Source organism: Kitasatospora sp. NPDC087315, assembly GCF_044744345.1.
Lineage (GTDB): Bacteria > Actinomycetota > Actinomycetes > Streptomycetales > Streptomycetaceae > Kitasatospora.
Genome location: NZ_JBIUYD010000008.1, coordinates 264,670 through 286,088 on the forward strand (window position 1 = coordinate 264,670; position 21,419 = coordinate 286,088).

Genomic DNA, 21,419 nt, shown 5'->3' on the forward strand with positions numbered 1-21,419 from the left:
CCGCAATCCACGTTTAGTCGAGCTCCCGCATAAAATCGTCTGCGCGCTGCCGGAGAAACTCCGAAGAAGCCGCACCCGTAAGGGCGCGGCTGAGAAACATTTCGAACAATTCTATGTGGTGATCGATGTCCTGGGGATTGCGCAGGACCACCTCGCCGGAGAACAGTTCGATAGTGACCAGGCGATCGTCATAGATCACAAAGATGTTCATGGGTGTGCCACGAACCGGAACGCCTTGTGGGATGATCGCAATCTCCACATTGGGCTTCTCTGATATAGCTGCCATGTGTAGCGCCTGGGCTGCCATGACCGGCCGGCTTGCCCGCTGCCATCTGATGGCCTGTTCAGTCATCAGAAAAACGAAGCGGCGCTCTGGATCGTCCAGGATGGACTGCCGTTCCATACGAGCCTGGACCACCCTGGCCACATCCCTCGCCGGGCTGCTCCCAACGGGCGGCGTCAGCGTCTCCATGGCGTACTCGCGTACGTGGAGAAGCCCTGTTGGGATTGCAGGGAGAAAATGGCGCATCAGGCGTGAAGACGCTTCCAGTGCCTTGAGCTCGGCCTGCTTGTGATACAGGCCGAGCCGGGCATATGTACGCCAGGCGACGTAGTCGACATTCGCCGCTCGGGCGAGGTCGAGAAGCTCTCTCGTCACTTCCGGCGGAACACCATCGAAAGCCGAGAGGATCAGTTCTACGTCGACCACAGTGGGAAGTGTCTTTCCGGTCTCTATCCGGCTGATCTTCGACTGGCTCATGTTGCAACGCTTGGCCAGGCGCTCCCCGGAAAGGCCGGAAGCCTTGCGGAGGCCTCTCAAAGCCTCCGCAAGGTCTTTTCGCTGCCGTCCTTGATATTCAGGGTCGAGCACTGTTCCACTCTGCGAAGTCGACCGATTTCGCGAGAGCGAGATCGCGCCACCGGTGGTACGTGGAAAGGTCCGGGTTCTCGATCAGCTCACGGTTGATCTGCGTTCCGTCGGCCCGGTAGTTCAGGTGGACCACGGTCTCGTCATCGAACAGCCAGAAGTCTTGTTCCGGGAGGTCGAGATCGCGGTCCGTAAGGTTGAGGACGCGAATATCCTCCCCGGCTGCGATATTTCCGGGGATTCCCCATGTGGACTGGTAGCGGATGTAGTCCGTGAGAGGTTCGCGGACGACTCGGACGCGACCGAAGCTCTTTCCCGAAGCCAAGGCATCCCTGACGGTGACGTGCCAAGCAGCATTGTGGTCAACGGGTTTCGGTTCGCCATGAAGGAAACGCGCCAGGCTTTCCGCTTCGCTGGGCATCGTGTACTTGGGCTGCACTTCGAGGCGCCAGGCGGATCGCTGGAAGTTTCGGAAGTAGCTCTGCCACTCCTCACCATCCAAGAACACGAACGGCCTCCCTCAGCACGGCCTCGGGGATCTCCACCACGGACTCCCCTGTCGGGGTGGCATGGTCGATGTCGTACCCCTGAACAGCGATCGTGCCCCGGTCGGTCACGTAGACCGTCGGGCAGTCCCCGTTGTCGCAGTCGCCGCTGCCGTCCCCACTTTCGGACGTGCCGCATCGGCCGCCCGCGATCATGGTCAGTTCCACAACGCCCCCTCTGTAGGTGGTGCATGACAAGCTACGGACCGTGGCCGCGACGGGACAAGCGCAGCCACGCTGCTATTCGCGTCCCTGCATAGACTCGCCGGCCTCTGACTCGTCCCACGTGGCCTTGGCCGCCCCCGCCCGGTGTGAACGCCGGGCGGGGGCGGGGGAGTTCAGGGGTGGTGGGTGGTGATGGTGATCGGGTGGGCGGTCCAGTCGGTGAGCTCGCCGATGCAGAGGGTCATGCTCCAGAGGCCGCCGCGGGTGAGGCAGCGGGCGACACCGTCGCCGCCGCCGGGGCCGATGCAGAGGCGGATGAAGTCGCGGTGGGCCGCGCGGATCGGGCGCGTTCGGACGTGCTCCCAGAGGACGGGGAGCGCGTGGTCGAGGCTCGGGAAGACGGTCGGGAGCATGATGCCGGTGATCTCGGCCCGCACGGCGTTCACGCGGCGGCCTCGGCGGGGGCGGAGATGTGGCACCAGATGAACTTGCCGATGCCGCCCGCACGCGGGCAGCAGCCCCACTGGGCGGCCAACTCCTTGACGAGGAACAGCCCTCGGCCGGATTCGTCGGAGGTGGAGGTGGTTCGGAGCGCGGGCTTCTCGCTGTCGGCGTCGTGGACTTCGATGCGCAGGAGGTTTTCGGAGAGTTCGAAACGGATCTGGATCAGGCGGCCCTGGGGCGTACGGGCGTGCTGCACGGCGTTGGCGACCAGCTCGGAAAGCAGCAACTCGCCGGTGTAGAGCAGGTATTCGACGCCCTGGTGGCGGGCGAGGAAGTGGTGCAGCTCCTGGCGGGCCGCGCCGGCGGACTTTCGGTGCCGGGGGAGCCAGCAGGCGTGTTCGGTGGGGGCGGGGGAGACGGTTTCAGGCATGGCGGCGCCACCTCTGAGGGGTGAGGGGTGAAGACGACTGAAGAAGGCATGGGGATGCCCGGGTGATGAGCCCACAATCATCACGCTGTGTCGAATGGTGAGCTACGTTGAGTAGCATGCTCCTGGGGGCTTCCAAAGTGCAAGTCCCCACTTTGGAACCGGTCAAAGATTGTTGTCGGGTGGCAGGGGAGGGCAGACTGGCAGATCACAGAAGTGGGGAGGTCGCGACGGTGCCCGTGAACCGGAATCCGACAGTTCGGCAGCGACGGCTGGCTCGAACGCTCAAGGAGCTGCGGGCGGAAGCGGATCTGACGATTGCCCAGTCGGCTCGGCAGCTTGCCTGCGCCGAGAGCAAGATCAGTCGAATCGAGGCCGCGCAGTCAGGGATTCGGTTGGTGGATCTTCGGCTGCTGCTCGACCTGTACGGGGTGGTGGAGTCGGCGACCCGCAGCAGGCTGGAGGCACTGTCGCGCGAAGGTCGTTTGCGTGGATGGTGGGACCGCTACTCGGACACGCTGTCGCCGCTCTATGCCGACTACATCGCGCTGGAATCCGACGCGTCGGACATGTACAGCATCCAGACGTTCCTGGTGCCGGGACTGCTGCAGACGGAGGACTACACGCGTGCGGTGGTCCGTGCCCAGATAGAGGATGCGACCGCGGAGCAGGTCGAGCGGCTCACGAAGGTTCGTCAGGAACGGCGGGCAGTGCTGACGCGGGAGGCGCCACTTCGCATGTGGGTCGTTCTCTCGGAATCCGTGCTGAAGCATCGGATTGGTGGCCGGTCGGTCATGCGGGAGCAACTCGACTTCCTGATGGCGAGTGCCGAACAGCCGAACATCAACGTCCAGGTCCTGCCGGAGGAATCTGACGTTCACGCTGCACTCTTCGGCCCTGTTGCCATCCTGAGCTTCCCCGAGGCGACAGAGACGGATGTGGTGTACGTCGACAGCCTCCTCAGCACGCTCTACATCGAGGAGCCGGAGGAAGTGTTCAAGTACACCAACCTGTTTCGCCGTGCTCTGGCGGAGTCGCTGCCGCGCACCGAATCGGTCGCACTCATCGAGCGTGCAAAGGACAAGGTCTAGAAATGGTGAGTATGTTCCTGCCGTCTGTTTCCGCTGCCGGACTTGAGTGGTGCAAGTCCTCCTACTCCGGCGCACAGAGCGATTGCATCGAGGTGGCCAGTGGTCTGATCGGCGCTGTGCCCGTACGTGACTCCAAGGATCCGGACGGGCCCGCGCTGTTGTTCGCGGCCGAGGCGTGGTCGTCGTTCCTCGCCGGGGTCAAGGGTGGGGAGTTTCCGACCAACTGACATAACAGAGGTGCCCCGCACGGGCTGTGGCCGTGCGGGGCACCTCTGGTCGTCTTCTGCTTTTAGAAGTCGTCGTCGAAGGCGACCGAGCCCTCGACCGCCACCTGGTACGCCGACACCCGGCGCTCGAAGAAGTTGGTCAGCTCCTGCACGTTCTGGAGCTCCATGAAGCCGAACGGGTTGGTCGACCCGTACCGGATCGGCAGACCGAGCCGCGCGAGGCGCTGGTCCGCCACGGCCTCCAGGTACTGCCGCATCGACTCGGTGTTCATGCCGGCCAGGCCGTCGCCGCACAGGTCCTGGGCGAACTGGAGCTCGGCCTCGACGGCCTCCTCCAGCATCTCCGTCACCTGCTTGGCCATCTCGTCGTCGAAGAGGTCGGGCTCCTCCTCGCGAACGGTGTCCACGACCGACATCGCGAAGTCCATGTGCATGGACTCGTCGCGGAACACCCAGTTCGTACCGGTGGCCAGGCCGTGCAGCAGACCACGCGACCGGAACCAGTACACGTACGCGAACGCGCCGTAGAAGAACAGCCCCTCCACACACGCCGCGAAGCAGATCAGGTTGAGCAGGAACGCCCGCCTGTCCTCCTTCGTCTGCAGCGAGTCGATGTGGTCGACCGCGTTCATGTACTTGAAGCAGAACTGCGCCTTCTGGCGGATGGAGGGGATGTTCTCCACCGCGTCGAAGGCCGCCGCGCGGTCCTCGGGGTCGGGCAGGTAGGTGTCGAGCAGCGTCAGATAGAACTGGACGTGCACGGCCTCCTCGAACAGCTGCCGGGACAGGTAGAGCCGGGCCTCGGGCGAGTTGATGTGCTTGTAGAGGCTCAGCACCACGTTGTTGGAGACGATCGAGTCACCGGTGGCGAAGAACGCCACCAGCCGGCCGATCAGGTGGCGCTCGCCCTCGCTCAGCTTGGCCAGGTCGGCGACGTCGGAGTGCAGGTCCACCTCCTCGACGGTCCAGGTGTTCTTGATCGCGTCGCGGTACCGGTCGTAGAACGACGGGTAGCGCATCGGGCGCAGGGTCAGCTCGAAGCCGGGGTCGAGCAGCATCTTCTGGCGATCGTCGGACATTACTGGCAGGCCTCGCAGGACTCGGGGTTCTCCAGGGAGCAGGCCAGGGCGGCCTCCTCCTCCGGCGTGAGGGTCGGGGACGCCACCGGGACGGGGGCGGCGGCGCGGGCGGCGCCCGAGGCGGCCTGGGCGATCCGGGTCGCCGGGCGCGAGCGCAGGTAGTAGGTGGTCTTCAGACCGACCTTCCAGGCGTACGCGTACATCGAGCTGAGCTTGCCGATGGTGGGCGCGGCCATGAAGAGGTTCAGCGACTGGCTCTGGTCGATGTACGGCATCCGGGCGGCGGCCAGGTCGATCAGCGCGCGCTGGGGCAGCTCCCAGGCCGTGCGGTAGAGCGAGCGGACCTCGGCGGGCAGCCAGTTGAGGTCCTGGACGGAGCCGTTGGCGTCGCGCAGCGCGTCCCGGGTCTGCTGGTCCCAGACGCCGAGCTCCTTCAGCTCGCGCACCAGGTACGGGTTGACCTGGAGGAACTCGCCGGAGAGGGTCTCGCGCTTGAACAGGTTGGAGACCTGCGGCTCGATGCACTCGTAGACGCCGGCGATCGAGGCGATGGTCGCGGTCGGCGCGATGGCCAGCAGCAGCGAGTTGCGCAGGCCGGTCTCGGCGAGCCTGGTCCGCAGGGCGGCCCAGCGGTCGGCCCACTCCGGAGCGGCGCTCGGGAAGTGGTCGATGTGCAGCTCGCCGCGGGCGGCCCGGGTCTCGCCGTACGCCTCGTGGCGGCCCAGCTGCTCGGCCAGCTCGCTGGAGCGCTCGTACGCGGTGAGCATGATGCGCTCGGCGATGAGGGTGGAGAGCCGCTTCGCCTCGGCGGAGTCGAAGTCGATCCGCAGCTGGAAGAAGACGTCCTGCAGGCCCATCACGCCGAGGCCCACCGGGCGCCAGCGGGAGTTGGAGGCACCGGCCTCGGGGGTCGGGTAGAAGTTGATGTCCACCACGCGGTCGAGGAAGGTGACGGCGGTGCGGACGGTGGCGTCCAGGCGGTCCCAGTCCAGCGCGTTCAGCAGGTCGTCGGCGGTGGCGCCGGCGGCGACGTGGGCGCCGAGGTTGACCGAGCCGAGGTTGCAGACGGCGGTCTCGGAGTCGTCCGTGACCTCCAGGATCTCGGTGCAGAGGTTGGAGCTGTGCACCGTGCGGCCGGGCAGCGCGGTCTGGTTGGCGGCGCGGTTGGAGGCGTCCTTGAAGGTCATCCAGCCGTTGCCGGTCTGCGCCAGGGTGCGCATCATCCGGGCGTACAGGGTCTGCGCGGGGATGGTGCGGACGGCCTTGCCGGACTGCTCGGCCTTCAGGTACGCCTCGTCGAACTCGGCGCCCCAGAGGTCGACCAGCTCGGGCACGTCGGCGGGGGAGAACAGCGACCAGTCGGCGTTGGCGTTGACCCGGCGCATGAACTCGTCCGGGATCCAGTGCGCCAGGTTGAGGTTGTGCGTGCGGCGCGCCTCCTCACCGGTGTTGTCGCGCAGCTCCAGGAACTCCTCGATGTCCGCGTGCCAGGTCTCCAGGTAGACGCAGGCCGCGCCCTTGCGGCGGCCGCCCTGGTTGACGGCGGCGACCGAGGAGTCGAGGGTGCGCAGGAACGGGACGATGCCGTTGGACTTGCCGTTGGTGCCGCGGATCAGGCTGCCGCGCGAGCGGATCCGCGAGTAGGACAGGCCGATGCCGCCGGCGTGCTTGGAGAGACGGGCGATCTGGGCGTACCGGGAGTAGATCGAGTCCAGGTTGTCCAGCGGGGAGTCGAGCAGGTAGCAGCTCGACATCTGCGGGTGCCGGGTGCCGGAGTTGAACAGGGTCGGGGAGGAGGTCAGGTACTCCAGCCGGCTCATCAGGCCGTACAGCTCGGCCACCTCGCGCACCGACTGCTCGTTGTCGCCGACCGCCAGGCCGCTGGCGACGCGGAGCAGGAAGTGCTGCGGGGTCTCGACCACCTTGCGGGTGATCGGGTGGCGCAGCAGGTAGCGGGACTGCACGGTGCGCAGGCCGAAGTACTCGAAGCGGTCGTCGCCCCGCGGGTCGACGAGCGCGTCCAGGGTCGCGGCGTGCTTGGCGACGAAGGCGGCGGTGGTGTCGCCGATCAGGCCCTCGGCGTGGCCGACCGCGACCGAGGCGGAGAAGGAGACCGAGCCCTGGCTGACCGCCTCGTCGACGATCTCCAGCGCGAGCAGGCGCGCGGCCAGCTTCGAGTACTGCGGGTCCTCGGCGATCATCGACGCGGCGGCGTCCACGGCCAGCCCGCGCAGCTCGGCGAAGTCCGAGCCGGCGTGGCGGCCGCGCAGCGCGGCGGCGGCGACATGGCCGGGGTCCACCTGGGGGAGATCGGCGCTGCGGTCGGTCAGCAGCCGGAGCAGCGCACCGCCGGGGTCGGAGACCGTCGGGTCGACGGGGGCGAAGCTGGAACCCTGGGCGGGCAGGGTGGCTGAGGCAGCGGTGGTCAAGGCGCTCTCTCCTGGCGGCGATCGGCGTCGGTGCATCGGGGTGCCGGACCGTTCGGGGCAGGGGAGCACGGCGCGAACGCCCGGTGGCGTCGCGCGACAGTGTCATCCCCGGCCCGCCCGCGAGGCCCGGACGTGGTGCAGTGCTTCGGGGCCTCTGCGGGGAGGCCGGTGGCACGCCGCCGGCAGGTACTCGGACTCGCGGGCCCTGCTTCCAGAGGCCCGCACACCGCTGCGGGGCAGTCCCGGACTCGCACCGGGTTCCCCTGCGTCGACAGCAGGAGTGAGCATACATCTAGTGGTGTCCGCCCGATGCGACACCACATGTTGTGCAGCACCGCGTGTCGGGCCGGTGACCAGTGGTACGGGCGCGATGGCCGGGAGCCGTTCGGGGGCGGTGGGATTTGGGAACGGATTGATTACCGTCCGGGCTCGCGGTCAGGGCGATGCCCTACGATCTCGGCACATGAGCGAGGGAACGGGCGTACCGGCGGAGTGGACGCGTCAGCCCGGACAGCAGCCCGGACAACCGGGGCAGGGATCGCAGCCCGGGGCATCGGGACAGGTGTCGCAGCAGGGCCAGCAGTCGACCGGGCCGGTGCAGCCGGGCCCGACCGCACCCCGGCCGCCGCAAGCCGGCGGGTCGGTCCCTCCTCCGCCCGGCGGCTTCGGGCCTCCCGCCACGCCGTACGCGCAGCCGGGCGTGCCGCCGTACGGGCCGTCCGGCCCGGCGGCCTACCCGCCGCCCCAGCCCCAGCCCCAGCCCCAGCCCCAGCCGTTGCCGCAGCAGCCGCAGAACGCCGTCGGCCCGGCGCCGTACCAGCAGTGGCCGCAGAGCGCCCAGCCGGCCGTCGCCGAGCCGGACTGGAACGCGATGGCCACCCGGCACGAGAACGAGTCCCGCAAGCGCAAGCGGCTGTGGATCGGCGCGGCCGCGGTGGCCGCGGTCCTGGTCGGCGGTGTGGTCGCGGCCGGGGTGTGGATCAACGGCCACGGTGACAAGGGCGATCGCGGCGGTGGCGGCCCCACCGCCAGTGCGTCCCCCACCGGCATACCCACCGAGCGGGCGCTCGCGGTCATCTCCGACGCCGACACGGACAGGCTGCCGGTCGACGCCGCGACGCTGTTCCCGGACCAGACCCGGACCGTCGACGGCAAGGTGTGGACCCGCATGGTGACCGGTGCGACGGCGCCGTGCTCCAAGGCGACCACCGGCGGCCTCGGCCTCGCGCTCGGTGACGACACCTGCCGCTCGCTGGTCCGGGCGACGTACGTCAACGGCGACAGCGCGGTGACCGTCGGCGTCGCGGTCTTCGACAACAAGGCGGGTGCGGACCGTGCGTTCGGCCGCCACGCGGGTCTGATCCAGGGTCTGTCCGGCACCGGCGTCAACACGTTCTGTGTGACCGACAAGTCCGGCTGTACCGAGACGCACGCCGCCATCGGTCGGTTCGGCTACTTCACGGTGGCGGGCTCGCTCAAGCAGGTCCCGGACCAGAGCGACCAGGTCGCGACTGCGGCCGCGACCTCGCTGGCGGACCGCACCAAGCAGGTCCTGCTGGGTCGGGCCGAACACGCCGGCTGACCGCCAGGCCCGGGCCGGGAACGGCTCGTTGGAGGCCGGTAGTCGTCGTGCGAACGGACTTGAGGTGTCGGGTAGGATGCCGCCCCGGGGCGGCGGAGGGCCGGCCCTGGCGGCCCCGACGGGGAATCGGCGAGCAGGAGGTGCCGCGCGGTGAGCGCTGCCGTCAGTGCTACCAGCAGACGGCGCAAGGCGGGGGGAAGACGGCGGAGCGCGGGGGAGCGGGAGTCCGTTCCGTCGATGCTGCTGCCGGCTCCGCCCACTTCGCAGGAGAAGTACGGCTACACCATCAGGCATCAGTGGCTGCTGACGCTCTGTTCGGTGGTCAGCTTCGGCTGTCTGGTCGTCAGCCAGACCGAGTTGTACTCCGTCGGGTCCTGGTTCTGGCTCTGTGTGCCGTTCCTGTTCTTCACGGTCGTCTACTACCTGGTGTCGCTCCGGGTGAACAGCTTCACCCCCAACTTCGACCTCAAGGAGCACCGCCGGCTGGTCCGGCAGTGGAAGCCCGACGAGTACCCGGCGGTGGACGTCTTCCTGCCGGTCTGCGGCGAGCCGATCGAGGTGCTGCACAACACCTGGACCTACGTCCGGAAGCTGGCCGAGCACTACCCGGGCCTGGTCATGCCGTTCGTCATGGACGATGCGGCGAGCCCCGAGGTCGAGGCGATGGCCGCCGACTTCGGCTTCCGCTACGGCGTCCGGGAGAACCGCGGCTGGTTCAAGAAGGCCGGCAACCTGCACTACGGCTTCGGGCGTTCGGACGGCCGGTACATCCTGATCCTCGACGCCGACTTCGCTCCCCGCCACGACCTGCTGCACGAGGTCCTGCCCTATCTGGAGCGGAACCCGAGCCTGGGCATCGTGCAGTCGCCCCAGTTCTTCCGGGTGCTCGACTCGCAGAACTGGATCGAGCGCGGGGCCGGCGCGATTCAGGAGCTCTTCTACCGCTCGGTCCAGGTCGCCCGGCAGCGCAACGACGGCGCGATCTGCGTCGGCAGCTGCGCGGTCTACCGGCGGGCGGCGCTGGACGACAACGGCGGCACCACGCTGATCGCCCACTCCGAGGACGTCCACACCGGCTTCGACCTGCGGGCCCTCGGCTGGGACCTGCAGTACATCCCGGTGGCGCTCTCCACCGGGGTCTGCCCGGATACCGCGGGCGCCTTCCAGAACCAGCAGTACCGCTGGTGCATGGGTTCGATGTCGCTGCTGACCAGCCGTAAGTTCTGGCGCACCAAGCTCGACTTCACCACCCGGCTCTGCTACGTGTCCGGATTCCTGTACTACATCCATACCGCGCTGCTGACCTTTGCGCTGCCGATGCTGCCGATCATGCTGCTGCTCTGGCGGCCGGACCTGCTGGAGGTCGAACACCTCACACTGGTCATCCCGAGCCTGGTGTACGCCACCGTGATCTTCCCGCTCTGGCACCGGGCGCCGTACCGCCTGGAGGCCTGGGCGGGCCGGATGATGTACGGCTGGGCGCACTTCTTCGCCATCTGGGACCTGCTGCGCGGCCGTCAGCTCGGCTGGCAGCCGACCGGCTCCAACGGCGCCAAGAAGAACCGCCAGCGCCGCTTCTGGGTGGGCGTCATCGTCTGGGGCGCGGGCTCCGCGCTGGTCTGGGTGGTCGCGGCGGTCTACCGGATGTTCACCCTGTACCCGCTCGACTTCGCCCTGGTGCTCTCCTCGGGTCTGTTCTACGCGGTGACCGTCGGCCGGATCCTCATTCAGCCCCGATCCCAGGACGTAACGGCATGACCTTCCGTACCACCGCCGGTCCGGGCCGCCGGACCGGCGCCGCTCTGGTCCGGGTCCTCGCGGCCGCCCTGCTGGTGCTCCCGCTGGCGGCCTGCGACCTGCTCGGCGAGAAGCCGCTCGGCCCGGCCCCGGCCGCCACCACCGCGGCCGCCGCCGGCCCGGCCGAGGCCACCGCCGGCTCCACGGCTCCCGGACGGACACCGACCGCGTCGCCCGCCGCCGGGCTGCCCTACGACGTCCGCCCGCTGCTCAAGCCGGCGAAGAAGTACCTCGGGGTGGCCTCCGACGGGGCGCCGCAGTCGATGGCCGGGGTGGACGACTTCGCGACCAGGGCCGGCAAGCGGCCGAACATCGTCGAGTACTACTCCGGCTGGGGCGACGAGTACGACGTCAAGGGCGTGCGCAACGCCTGGGAGGCCGGCGCGCTGCCGTTCATCGCCTGGGAGCCGTACAAGACGCCGCTGGCGGACATCGCGGCCGGCAAGCACGACGACTACGTCAAGCGGTACGCGGCCGCCATCCGCAACACCAACGTCCCGGTGGCGATCAGCTTCGCCCACGAGTTCAACGGCACCTGGTACGACTGGGGCACCAAGACCACCACCGCGGCCGACTTCGTCGCCGCCTACCAGCACCTGCACGACGTCTTCACCCAGCTCGGGGCCGGCCAGGTGATCTGGGTGTGGAGCCCGAACAGCATCAACCCGGTGCCCACCGTGGCGCTCAAGCCGTACTACCCCGGCGACACCTACGTCGACTGGGTGGGCATCGTCGCGTACTACACGCACCTCGAAGCGGGCACCTTCGACACCCTCTACGCGCCCACCCTCACCCAGGTGCGCACCTTCACCAACAAGCCGTGGATCATCGCCGAGACCGGCTCCGAGCCCGGCTCGCGCAAGCCGGCCGACATCTACAACCTCGCCGCCAACGTGATGAAGCGCCCCGACTGCCTGGGCTTCATCTGGTTCAACCTCAACAAGGAGACCGACTGGCGGATCGAGAGCGACCCGCAGTCCCTCAACGCCTTCAAGCAGGCGGTCTCCGACGGCCGCTACGGCTTCGATGTGAAGAGTCCCTGATGACCTCCTCCCCGCCCCACCGCACCCGCCGCCGGGACTCCGGCCCGACGCCGGAGGCCGACGAGGGCCTGCCCGGCGACGAGTCCCGGCCCCGACCGCCCGACGCCGGCGGCTCCTGGTTCGAGAGCGCCCGTCCGCTGCCGCCCCAGCGCACCGCGGACGACGGCCACGCGGACGACGGCCACGGCGACGACGGGGACGGCGGCCACGAGGACGGTGACGGGAGCGAGGAGCGCGACGCCGAGGGCCCGGGCTACACGCTCCCGCCGGTGCCCGAGGCCAGCTGGACGCTCGACCCCGGCCGCCGTCGCTCCTGGGTCAGCCGCGCGCTGCTGCTGGGCATCCTGCTGATCCAGACCGCGATGTCGGTCCGGCTCTCGAACACCGCCTTCCAGGACGAGGCGCTGTACATGTACGCGGGGCACGCGCAGCTGTCGCACCTGCTGTACGACACCCCGATGCCGAAGGACTACAACACCTACTTCTCCGGCTCGCCGATGCTCTACCCGATCGTCGCCGCGGTGATCGAGAACCACGTCGGCATGGTCGGCGTAAGGGTGTTCAGCCTGCTCTGCATGCTGGGCGCCACCTCGCTGCTCTACGGCTTCAGCCGGCGGCTGTTCAACGAGCGGGTGGCCCTCGGTGCGGCGGCGATGTTCGCGGTGACGCAGTCCACCGTCGTCCTCGGTTTCTTCGCCACCTACGACGCTCCGGCGGTGCTGCTGCTCGCGCTGGCGATCTGGATCGTCGTCCGCAGCGACCGGGCGCCCGCCGCCGTCGTGCTGGCGGCCGCGCCGGTCGCGGTGCTGGCGGTCGGACTGAAGTACGCCTCGGCGCTCTACCTGCCCAGCCTGGTGCTGCTGGCCGTGCTGACGGGCCGGCGGAACAGGGCCCGCCAACCGCTGCTGCGCGGAGTGCTGCTGGCGCTTGCCGCGGGTGGGCTGCTCTGGCTGGGGATGGCCTTCACCGACGTCCTCAAGGGCGTCCAGGCCACCACGACCCAGCGGGCCCACGGAACCGAGCCGTGGAGCGAACTCGCCCGCCAGTCGGTGGAGTTCGGCGGGCTGATGTTCGTCACCGCGGCCGGGGGCGCGATCGCGTACGCGCTCCGCGGCCGGATGAACGAGTCCCCGCTGGTCCGGACGATGACCGGGCCCGGCCGGCGCCGGCGCGTCCTGCTGGGCCTGCTGCTGACCGGCACCGCGCTGCTCGCGCCCGCCTACCAGATGCACCTCAACACCTCGGTGGCGCTCTACAAGCACCTCGGGTTCGGCCTGCTGTTCGCTGCCCCGATGGCCGGCATCGGCCTCGCCCGGCTGGTCGGACCGCACTTCCGGCACCCGCAACTGGGCATCCTGCTGTGGGTGGTGACACTGGCCCTGGGTCTGACCCAGTCGACCTGGCGGTTCGAGACCTGGCCCGACTCGACCCGGATGACGGAGGTGGTGCGCCAGCACGTCGACAGCACCGGCCGCTACCTGGCCTCGGCCGACAACGTCCCGGTCTACTACACGCGCGACCTGACCCTGCAGAGCCAGTGGACCTCCACCTACGGGATCGGATACGTCGACAAGGCCGGCCGGCTGCACTCCGGCGACGACGGTTACCGCACGGCCATCGCGGACGGCTGGTTCGACCTGATCGTGCTGGACGGTGTGGCCACCCCGGACACCGACCGGGTGGTGGCGGACGCCATCGCCCAGAGCCCGTACTACCGGCTGCTGGGGCGCGTTCCCTTCACCCACGTCGGTGGAACCGGCTACTACCGGATCTGGGTCAAACAGTAGCGATGACCACTTCGACCAGCGTGGCGGGTTCGCCGGAGGCCTGGCCGCCGGCCCCGGGCCACCCGCCGCTCCCGCCCCACCCGCCCCACCCGCCCCACCCGTCGGCGCCGCCCTTCCCACCGGCCCCGGCCGCGGCCGCGGCCCCTGCCCCCGTGGCCCCTGCCCCCGTCGGGCCTGACCCGGGGGAGCCGGCACCGCCGTGGCGGTCCGCGCTCGCCGTCGGCCTGCCACCGGCGCTGCTCACCCTGGCGCTCTGCCTCTACGGCATCCAGCAGCGCCAGCTCTGGCGGGACGAGCACGCCTCCTGGTGGGCGGCCACCCTGTCCTGGTCCGACCTGGGCGCCCTCACCTCCAACATGGACCTCGTGCTGGCCCCCTACTACGTGCTGCTGCACCTGTGGGCCGCGGTCTTCGGCCAGTCCGAGGCCGCCCTGCGCATTCCCTCGGCGCTGGCGATGGCCGCCGCCGCCGGCTCTGTGGCGCTGCTCGGGCGACGGCTGCTCTCCCCCCGCCTCGGCCTCCTCGCGGGGCTGCTGTTCGCGGTCTGCCCCAGCATCACCTGGTACGGCCAGGACGTCCGGCCGTACGCCTTCGCCGTCCTGGCGGCCTCCGGCAGCACCCTGCTGCTCACCCGGATCATCCAGGGCCGGGGTCCGGCCGAGCCCATGCGGCGTGCTCTGGCGCTCGCCTGGACCGGCTACGCCATGACCGTGCTGGCCATGGGCCTGACCCATCTGGTGACACTCATGGTGCTGCCCGGCCATCTGCTGCTGGTCGCCCGGGAGTTCCGCCGCACCCCGGAGGCCGGCGCGGCGCGCTGGGTGCTGTTCGGACGGTGGGCGGTGGCCGCCGCCGGCGCCGTCCTGCTGCTGAGCCCGCTGCTGCTGCTCGGGGCCGGGCAGAGCGGGCAGATCGCCTGGAACGGGCGGGACTGGAGCGACCTCGGCGGACTCGTCAAGGACCTGGCCGGATCGTCCCCGCTCGGCTGGACCCTGCTGCTGCTCGGCGTGCTCGGCGGGGTGAGTCAGCTGGTGCTGCGCCAGCAGGTCGGGCCGCTGATCTGCTGGGCGGTGCTGCCCGTGCTGGCCACCGTGGCCACCGCACACTGGCTGCACCTCTTCCTGGCCCGCTATCTGCTCTTCACCGTCCCCGCCTGGGCACTGCTCACGGCGGCCGCGATCGGCCGGCTGCCCGGGCTGGTCGCCCAGCTCACCGCCTCCCGGACGCCACCGCGCTGGGTGGTGGGGCCGGCCCCGACGGTGGTGGCCTTCGCCCTGGCGGCGGTGCTCGCCTGGCCGGCCCAGGCCGCGGTCAGGGACGACCTGGGCGGCGAGATGGACGCCCGGGCCGCGGCGCGCGTGATCAGCGAGGGGCTGCGTCCCGGGGACGGCGTGGTGTACGAGCCCGGCAGCTCGTTGCGCCGGGCGCTGGCGTACGAACTGCGCGACCGGCCCGCGCCCGAGGACACCCTGGTCCGGAGGACCGCGCAGCAGACCGGCAGCTTCGGCGCGCTGGAGTGCGAGGAGCCGGCCCGCTGTCTGGCCGGCGTGCAGCGGGTCTGGCTGCTCGTGGCCGGCACGGACCAGCGGCCGTACGGCGCCGTGTCGGACAAGGTGGCGAAGGAGCTCAAACAGTTCCGGACGGTCCGGACCGCGGACGTGCCCAACCTGCGGGTGCTGCTGCTGGAGCGCGCCAGGGGCTGAGGAGCGTCCCGGGGCCGCTCAGAACGCCAGGCTGTACACCATCAGGTCCATGCCCGGGTACGGGGACCAGTCGCGGCCCGGGGTGCGGTGGAAGCCGACGCGTTCGTAGATCCGGTGGGCGGCCTTCATCTCGGGGCGGGTGGAGAAGGCCATGCCGGCCAGGCCCAGCTCGCGGCTGCGGGCGATGGCGGCCCGGACCAGGCTCTCGCCGACGCCCCGGCCGCGGGCCGCGGCGGCGGTCGCGAGCATCCGGATCTCGCCCTCGTGCGGGGCGGCTATGTCGGCCCACTCGGTGCCGCCGACCGCGAAGGTCACGGAGCCGAGGACCCGTCCCTCGGCCGCGTCGACCGCGACGAGGAGCTCGGCCTCCCGGGCCCGACGGGCGGTGTCGCGCAGGAGGTCGACGTACCGGCTTTCGGGCGAGGTGTAGCCGTCGCCGACGAAGGCCTCGACGGTGATGCGGCCGGCGTCTTCGAGGTCCTCTTCGCGGGCCGGGCGGATGACGATGTCCATCCGGCCAGTGTGCCGGAGCCCGCCGGAGCGGAGCGGTGCGGGGTCGGCGGGCCGCCGGGGAGGCCGGCGGCGCCGGGGGAGAGGTCGGTGGCGGGACCGGTGGCGGGGTCGGCGGAGGGGCGCAGGGAGGCGGCCGGCATGGTGCCGTACAGCCGGTCGGGCCCTGCCGGGTCGGCGGGGTAGCCGCCGGGGCGGTGCCAGTTGTCGCGGCCGGTGCCGTTGCGGGTGAGGTCCCGCCCGATCAGGGTGCCGAGCAGGCCGAACCCGCCGACGGCACCGACCAGGGCGAGGGCGCTCGCGAGCGTGTCGGAGTCCATGGCTCCACTCTCGCCGCGTCCCCAGGTGGCCGCGAGTGGCAGGAACGCCCCATCCCGTCGAAATCCTGCCACCCAGGCCCTTCCCCGCGGCCCCCTCGCGGGGGCATTCTGGGCGGCATGCTGAAGAACGTGGTCGCCGTGGTGCTGGAGGAGCTGCACCCGTTCGAGCTCGGGGTGGCCTGCGAGGTCTTCGGCCTGGACCGCAGCGACGACGGTCTGCCGGCGTACGACTTCGCCATCGCGGGCGCCCGCCCCGGTCCGCACCGCACGCACGCCGGCTTCTCGGTCGACGTGCCGCACGGTCCGGAGCGCCTCGCCGGGGCCGACCTGGTGATCGTCACCGCGACCGGGGTGCGGCCGCGGTACCCGGAGCCGCTGGTGGACGCCGTCCGGGCGGCCGTCGAGGGCGGCGCCCGGACGCTCTCCATCTGCAGCGGCGCCTTCGTGCTCGGCGCCGCCGGGCTGCTGGACGGCCGCCGCTCCACCACGCACTGGCGGCACACCGAGGAGCTGGCCCGGCGCTTCCCGCGTACCCGGGTCGAGCCGGACGTGCTCTACGTGGACGACGACCCGGTGATCACCTCGGCCGGGACGGCGGCCGGCATCGACGCCTGCCTGCACCTGGTCCGCCGGCTCCAGGGCGCCGAGGTGGCCCGGGGGATCGCCCGCCGGATGGTGGTGGCGCCGCACCGGGAGGGCGGGCAGGCGCAGTTCGTGTCCCGGCCGCTGCCCGGGGGCGACGGCGACTCGCTGGCCCCGCTGCTCGACTGGATGCGCCACCACCTGGACCAGGAGTCCACCGTGGAGCAGCTGGCCGCCCGGGCGCACATGTCGCCGCGCACCTTCGCCCGTCGCTTCCAGCAGGAGACCGGGACCACCCCGCACCGCTGGCTGGTCGGGCAGCGGCTGCTGCTCGCCCAGCGGCTGCTGGAGTCCACCGCCGAGCCGGTCGACGCGATCGCGGCCCGCTGCGGCTTCGGCAACGCGGCCACCCTGCGGCACCACTTCGGGCGCCGGCTGGGGACGACCCCGCTGGCCTACCGCCGCTGTTTCGCCGAACCGGTCGGACGCTGACCGGCCGTCACCCCTCACCGCCCAGGTGCCCGGTGTCGTTCCAGTGCGCCGGCCGCAGCCGTCCGCCCTCGGCGCGCCAGAGGCTGGTGGAGCAGTTGCGCACCGGCTCCAGCGCGGTCAACTGCGCCTCCGTCAGCCGGTCCAGCGCGAAGCGGAGCATCAGCACCGGGCAGTCGTGCGCGACCACCAGGACCGGCCGTCCGGCCTCCTCCTCGCACAGGTCGCGCAGCAGACTGCGCATCCGCAGCGCCACGTCCGCCCAGGACTCGCCGCCGGGCGGGCGGTAGTACAGCTCGCCCATCTTGCGGCGTCTGGCCGCCTCCGCCGGGTACGTGGTCTCGATCGCCGTCTTGGGCAGCATCTCCAGCACGCCCAGCTCGCGGTCGCGCAGCCGCTCGTCGTAGCGGACGGCGAGCGAGACCGGCACCGCGCCGAGCCCGGCGGCCTGGGCGAGCGCGATCCGGGCGGTCTCGGCGGTGCGCACGTACGGGGAACACCAGACGCTGCGCGGGCGGTCGGCGCTGGGCAGCCCGGCCCACCAGCGGCCGAGCGCCTGGGCCTGCTGCTGGCCCTGCATCGAGAGCGGGATGTCCGCGTCCCGGCAGCTGATCGGCACGCTCAACGCGCCCACCGCCTCGGCCAGCTGGAACTCCACGTTGGCGGTGGACTCGCCGTGCCGGGTGGCGATCAGCACGGACGGCAGCCGGGTGACCGCGGCCGGTGCGGTGCCCGGTGCGCCGTGGGCGGGGTAGGTGCCGTGGACACCGTGCGGTGTACCGGGAGGGTAGGTGGACTGGTGCTGACCGTTGAGGGTGGTGCCGAGTTCTGCCATCGCCGCTGCTCCCCGTGGGTCGATCAGTTGCCGGCCGGTCGCCGGTCCGGTCTGGTGGTGCCCGGTCTGCACGGCCGTTCATACATATGATCGCGCCGCCTTCTCCAGTGTTCACGGAGAAGACGGCGCGATCACAGGGCGCGCGTGGGGCGTATCAGTGCGCTGCCACGGGCTCCGGCGCCTTCTTCAGCTCTTCGTCGCCGGTTTCGGCGCCGTAGTCGGCCGGGTGGGTCTCGTCGGGGCCCTCGGGCGCCTTGAGCGCCCGCAGCGCCAGCGTGAGCACCACCGAGACCAGCAGGTTGAGCACGAAGGCGGTCAGGCCGATGTAGCCCAGCTCGCCGATGCCCGGGATCCCGGCCGCGTTGCCGCCGAAGTGCTTGGCGGCCGGGCCGGCGATGCCGTAGGCCTGCCAGGTGCCGTAGACCATGCCGGCCGCCCAGCCGGCGAACAGCGCCCAGTGGTGGAACCAGCGGGTGAACAGGCCGCCGACGATCGACACGAAGGTCTGCAGGATCCACAGGCCGCCGAGCAGCTGGAGGTTGATCGCCGCCTGCTTGTCCATGGTGAGCACGAAGACCAGCGCGCCGACCTTCACCAGCAGCGAGGCGGTCTTGGCGACCCTGGTCTCGTCGGCGGGGGTGGCGGCGGGCCTCAGGTACTCCTTGTAGACGTTGCGGGTGAACAGGTTGGCCGCCGCGATCGACATGATGGCGGCCGGCACCAGCGCGCCGATGCCGATCGCCGCGAAGGCGACGCCGGTGAACCAGTCCGGGAACATGTCCTCGAACAGCTGCGGTACGGAGAGCTGGGCGTTGTAGCCCTTGACGCCCTTGCCGACGCCGGCCGCGATCGCCATGAAGCCCAGCAGTGCCAGCAGGCCCAGCATCAGCGAGTACGCGGGCATGATCGCCATGTTGCGGCGCACGGTGTTGCGGGACCTGGAGGCGAGCACGCCGGTCACCGAGTGCGGGTACATGAACAGCGCCATCGCCGAGCCGAGCGCCAGCGTGGCGTACGTCCACTGCTTGTTCCCGGGCACCGTCAGCGAGCCGGCCGACCCGGAGGCGGCGAACTTCTCGCCCGCCGCGTCGAAGATGTGCCCGTAGCCGCCGAGCCGCAGCGGGATGTAGATCACCGCGACGATGATCACGAGGTAGATCAGGGTGTCCTTGACGAAGGCGATCAGCGCCGGCGCCCGCAGTCCGGAGGAGTAGGTGTACGCGGCCAGCACACCGAAGGCGAGGAACAGCGGCAGGTCCTTGACGAACCAGTTGGCGTTCTCGCCGCCGCCGACGCCCAGGACGTCCAGCACCGCCTGGATGCCGACCAGTTGCAGGGCGATGTACGGCATGGTGGCGAGGATGCCGGTCAGCGCGACCACCAGGGAGAGCGGCCGGGAGCCGTACCGCCCGCGCACGAAGTCCGCCGGGGTGACGTAGCCGTGCACCCGGGAGACCGACCAGAGCCGGGGCAGGAAGAGGAAGACCAGCGGGTAGGCGACGATCGTGTAGGGCACCGCGAAGAAGCCCGCCGCGCCGGTCGCGTACACCGCGGCCGGGACGGCGACGAAGGTGTACGCGGTGTAGAGGTCGCCGCCGAGCAGGAACCAGGTGACCCAGGTGCCGAAGCTGCGGCCGCCCAGGCCCCACTCGTCCAGGTGCAGGGCGTTGTCGGCCCGGCGCCAGCGCGAGGCGAGGAAGCCCATCACGGTGACCAGGACGAAGAAGAGGACGAAGACGGTCAGGGCGGGTACGTTGACGCCGTTCATCGCGCGTCACCCGCCTTCCGGGCGGCCTTCCTGGCCTTCTCGTCCCGGTCGACCAGCAGATAGGCGGCCACGGTGAAGACGGCCGAGACGGGCACCCAGAGCAGCTGGTACCAGTAGAAGAAGGGCACCCCGCCGACCGCGGGGTCGGTCTTGTCGTACGAGGACACCCAGAGCATCGCGACGATCGGTACGAGCAGGGCGAGTCCGGCCAGCACCCGCTCCGGGGTCACCGCCGGGACGGGTTCGGGTGGCTCGGGCATGACAGGTTCGGTGGCATCGAGGTCTGACGACATGGTTCGGCTCCGCTTCGGAGGGCTCACCCCGTCGGCGCCGCAGCCCGGAGGGTCGCACACCCCCACGAGCCCGCCGAGCAGCACCACTGGTGATCGGCAGTCAGTACGGCTGCGCAATCTAGGGCATGGTGTGACCCGTGTCATGGAAATGGCGGAATTTCACGCCATCCGGACGAGCCCCGCGCCCCGGCCACACACCTCGGGCCTCCCGCCGTGCTTCCTGTCGTGCTTCCTGCCGGGCCGACGCAACGGGCACCGGTACGCACGCCGTGTGCGCCGGTGCCCGGGAGCAGGAAGGGGGAGTGCCGCGGTTACTCCGGCCGCTTGAGCCGGGTGATGAACTTGTACCGGTCGCCGCGGTAGATCGAGCGGACCCACTCCACCGGGTCCCCTTCCGCGTCGAAGGAGTGCCGGGAGAGCTGGAGCATCGGCAGGCCGAGGTCGGAGCCGAGCAGCCCGGCCTCGCGCGGGGTGGCCAGGGTGGTCTCGATGGTCTCCTCGGCCTCGGCCACGGTGACCCCGTACACCTCGCGCAGGGCCGTGTACAGGGAGTTGTGCTTGGCCAGGTTGCGGCGCAGGGCGGGGAAGCGCTTGGCGGACAGGTGGGCGACCTCGATGGCCATCGGGTCGCCGTTGGCCAGCCGCAGCCGTTCGATCCGCAGCACCCGGCCGCCGGGCTTGATGTCCAGCAGCGGGGCCAGCCGGTCGTCGGCGGTGATGTAGCCGATCTCGATCAGCCGGGAGGTCGGCTCCAGGCCCTGGGCCCGCATGTCCTCCGTGTAGGAGGTGAGCTGGAGCGCCTGGGCCACCTTGGGCTTGGCGACGAAGGTGCCCTTGCCCTGGATGCGCTCCAGCCGGCCCTCGACCACCAGCTCCTGGAGCGCCTGCCGGACGGTGGTGCGCGAGGTGTCGAACTGCGCCGCCAGCGCCCGTTCGGGCGGAACGGGGGTACCGGCGGGCTGGGTCTCGGTGAGCTGGAGCAGATGGCGCTTGAGTCCGTAGTACTTCGGCACCCGCGCGGTCGGGTCGGTGCCGGCCAGCGTCGGGAGGCTCTTCGCCTGGGGGTCGTTGACCTGGGCCGTGCTGCCCCCGTCGCTGCTCATCGGACCTGTCTCCCGCTTCTCGCGCGGCCTTTGGCGGCGCAGCCATATCGTTAACGGCTCACATCGTTGCATGTATGGCTACGGAACGAATACCTCATCACGCGATGAACGATGTGCGGTGTCGGCTTGATAACGGGTGGTCCGGATTGGTCCAACAGCCGTTGACAGGCCCATTGGTCTAGGCCAAGCTCCAGGCATCTGGTCTACACCACTAGGCCGGTAACTATGAATCCCCCCACCCGTTCGCTGGGGTCCGCGGCACCTTTCCTCCCGCTTTACGTGGGCTTGCCGCTGCCACCCGACGGGGGTAACTCAGGCATCCCTCAGGAGGA

General features: G+C 70.4%; 20 protein-coding genes and 1 riboswitch. Of the genes, 8 read left to right on the forward strand and 12 right to left on the reverse strand.

The annotated features are described in order from the left end of the window. Positions 1 to 13: 13 nt before the first annotated feature. The 5 genes from ACIO5D_RS14280 to ACIO5D_RS14300 form a co-directional block, all read right to left on the reverse strand. The gene (locus ACIO5D_RS14280) at positions 14 to 871 is read right to left on the reverse strand and encodes a helix-turn-helix domain-containing protein (protein WP_400795254.1); all 858 of its coding nucleotides are present in this window, start codon (positions 869 to 871) and stop codon (positions 14 to 16) included. Further along, positions 858 to 1,376, reverse strand: coding sequence for a DUF6879 family protein (locus tag ACIO5D_RS14285; protein ID WP_400795256.1), 519 nt, complete (start codon positions 1,374 to 1,376; stop codon positions 858 to 860). The genes ACIO5D_RS14280 and ACIO5D_RS14285 overlap by 14 nt, the downstream gene beginning before the upstream one ends. Beyond that, positions 1,360 to 1,581 (reverse strand): hypothetical protein, encoded by a 222-nt coding sequence (locus ACIO5D_RS14290; protein ID WP_400795258.1) that lies wholly within the window; start codon positions 1,579 to 1,581, stop codon positions 1,360 to 1,362. The genes ACIO5D_RS14285 and ACIO5D_RS14290 overlap by 17 nt, the downstream gene beginning before the upstream one ends. A gap of 170 nt (positions 1,582 to 1,751) precedes the next feature. Continuing rightward, the gene (locus ACIO5D_RS14295; protein WP_363604677.1) at positions 1,752 to 2,024 is read right to left on the reverse strand and encodes a hypothetical protein; all 273 of its coding nucleotides are present in this window, start codon (positions 2,022 to 2,024) and stop codon (positions 1,752 to 1,754) included. Next, entirely contained in the window at positions 2,021 to 2,452 is a 432-nt protein-coding gene (locus ACIO5D_RS14300) for an ATP-binding protein (protein WP_400795260.1), read from the reverse strand. Before ACIO5D_RS14300 ends, ACIO5D_RS14295 begins: the two co-directional genes overlap by 4 nt. Positions 2,453 to 2,682: 230 nt before the next feature. Here ACIO5D_RS14300 and ACIO5D_RS14305 point away from each other — a divergent pair, with 230 nt between their 5' ends. Together ACIO5D_RS14305 and ACIO5D_RS14310 are read left to right on the forward strand one after the other, a co-directional pair. Continuing rightward, positions 2,683 to 3,540: a helix-turn-helix transcriptional regulator gene (locus tag ACIO5D_RS14305; protein WP_363604679.1), complete on the forward strand. Its 858-nt coding sequence runs from the start codon at positions 2,683 to 2,685 to the stop codon at positions 3,538 to 3,540. 2 nt (positions 3,541 to 3,542) lie between these two features. Next, positions 3,543 to 3,767 carry a DUF397 domain-containing protein gene (locus ACIO5D_RS14310; RefSeq protein WP_400795262.1) on the forward strand — a complete coding sequence of 75 codons (225 nt, stop codon included), beginning with the start codon at positions 3,543 to 3,545 and terminating at the stop codon, positions 3,765 to 3,767. Between the two features lie 62 nt (positions 3,768 to 3,829). On the opposite strand, the gene ACIO5D_RS14315 is transcribed toward ACIO5D_RS14310, so the two are convergent. Next, positions 3,830 to 4,846, reverse strand: coding sequence for a ribonucleotide-diphosphate reductase subunit beta (locus ACIO5D_RS14315; protein WP_363604680.1), 1,017 nt, complete (start codon positions 4,844 to 4,846; stop codon positions 3,830 to 3,832). Beyond that, entirely contained in the window at positions 4,846 to 7,251 is a 2,406-nt protein-coding gene (locus tag ACIO5D_RS14320) for a ribonucleoside-diphosphate reductase subunit alpha (RefSeq protein WP_363604899.1), read from the reverse strand. Before ACIO5D_RS14320 ends, ACIO5D_RS14315 begins: the two co-directional genes overlap by 1 nt. A 187-nt stretch (positions 7,252 to 7,438) precedes the next feature. Then, a riboswitch (cobalamin riboswitch) is annotated at positions 7,439 to 7,570 on the reverse strand. A gap of 480 nt (positions 7,571 to 8,050) precedes the next feature. Here ACIO5D_RS14320 and ACIO5D_RS14325 point away from each other — a divergent pair. The 5 genes from ACIO5D_RS14325 (at position 8,051) to ACIO5D_RS14345 (ending at position 15,187) form a co-directional block, all read left to right on the forward strand. Beyond that, positions 8,051 to 8,857: a hypothetical protein gene (locus ACIO5D_RS14325; protein WP_400795264.1), complete on the forward strand. Its 807-nt coding sequence runs from the start codon at positions 8,051 to 8,053 to the stop codon at positions 8,855 to 8,857. A gap of 237 nt (positions 8,858 to 9,094) precedes the next feature. Further along, positions 9,095 to 10,615, forward strand: a complete 1,521-nt coding sequence (locus tag ACIO5D_RS14330) for a glycosyltransferase family 2 protein (RefSeq protein WP_400795266.1) — start codon at positions 9,095 to 9,097, stop codon at positions 10,613 to 10,615. Then, a complete protein-coding gene (locus tag ACIO5D_RS14335; protein ID WP_400795268.1) occupies positions 10,612 to 11,697 on the forward strand; it encodes a glycoside hydrolase family 26 protein in 1,086 nt (361 codons plus the stop codon). The genes ACIO5D_RS14330 and ACIO5D_RS14335 overlap by 4 nt, the downstream gene beginning before the upstream one ends. Further along, positions 11,697 to 13,484: an ArnT family glycosyltransferase gene (locus ACIO5D_RS14340; protein ID WP_400795270.1), complete on the forward strand. Its 1,788-nt coding sequence runs from the start codon at positions 11,697 to 11,699 to the stop codon at positions 13,482 to 13,484. Before ACIO5D_RS14335 ends, ACIO5D_RS14340 begins: the two co-directional genes overlap by 1 nt. A gap of 152 nt (positions 13,485 to 13,636) precedes the next feature. Continuing rightward, the gene (locus ACIO5D_RS14345) at positions 13,637 to 15,187 is read left to right on the forward strand and encodes a glycosyltransferase family 39 protein (protein WP_400795272.1); all 1,551 of its coding nucleotides are present in this window, start codon (positions 13,637 to 13,639) and stop codon (positions 15,185 to 15,187) included. A gap of 18 nt (positions 15,188 to 15,205) precedes the next feature. Here ACIO5D_RS14345 and ACIO5D_RS14350 read toward each other — a convergent pair whose 3' ends face one another. Then, positions 15,206 to 15,700 carry a GNAT family N-acetyltransferase gene (locus ACIO5D_RS14350; protein WP_363604686.1) on the reverse strand — a complete coding sequence of 165 codons (495 nt, stop codon included), beginning with the start codon at positions 15,698 to 15,700 and terminating at the stop codon, positions 15,206 to 15,208. Between the two features lie 434 nt (positions 15,701 to 16,134). Here ACIO5D_RS14350 and ACIO5D_RS14355 point away from each other — a divergent pair, with 434 nt between their 5' ends. Beyond that, entirely contained in the window at positions 16,135 to 17,091 is a 957-nt protein-coding gene (locus ACIO5D_RS14355) for a helix-turn-helix domain-containing protein (RefSeq protein WP_363604688.1), read from the forward strand. A 7-nt stretch (positions 17,092 to 17,098) separates the two neighbouring features. Here the strand turns inward: ACIO5D_RS14355 and ACIO5D_RS14360 are convergent, their stop codons facing one another. The 4 genes from ACIO5D_RS14360 to ACIO5D_RS14375 form a co-directional block, all read right to left on the reverse strand. Continuing rightward, on the reverse strand, positions 17,099 to 17,923 hold the full coding sequence (locus tag ACIO5D_RS14360) for a histidine phosphatase family protein (RefSeq protein ID WP_363604689.1): 825 nt from the start codon (positions 17,921 to 17,923) through the stop codon (positions 17,099 to 17,101). 154 nt (positions 17,924 to 18,077) lie between these two features. Further along, a complete protein-coding gene (gene mctP, locus ACIO5D_RS14365; RefSeq protein ID WP_363604690.1) occupies positions 18,078 to 19,691 on the reverse strand; it encodes a monocarboxylate uptake permease MctP in 1,614 nt (537 codons plus the stop codon). Further along, positions 19,688 to 19,984, reverse strand: a complete 297-nt coding sequence (locus tag ACIO5D_RS14370; RefSeq protein WP_400795274.1) for a DUF3311 domain-containing protein — start codon at positions 19,982 to 19,984, stop codon at positions 19,688 to 19,690. The genes mctP and ACIO5D_RS14370 overlap by 4 nt, the downstream gene beginning before the upstream one ends. Positions 19,985 to 20,295: 311 nt before the next feature. Continuing rightward, positions 20,296 to 21,087, reverse strand: a complete 792-nt coding sequence (locus ACIO5D_RS14375) for a GntR family transcriptional regulator (RefSeq protein ID WP_363604693.1) — start codon at positions 21,085 to 21,087, stop codon at positions 20,296 to 20,298. Between the last annotated feature and the right edge of the window lie 332 nt (positions 21,088 to 21,419).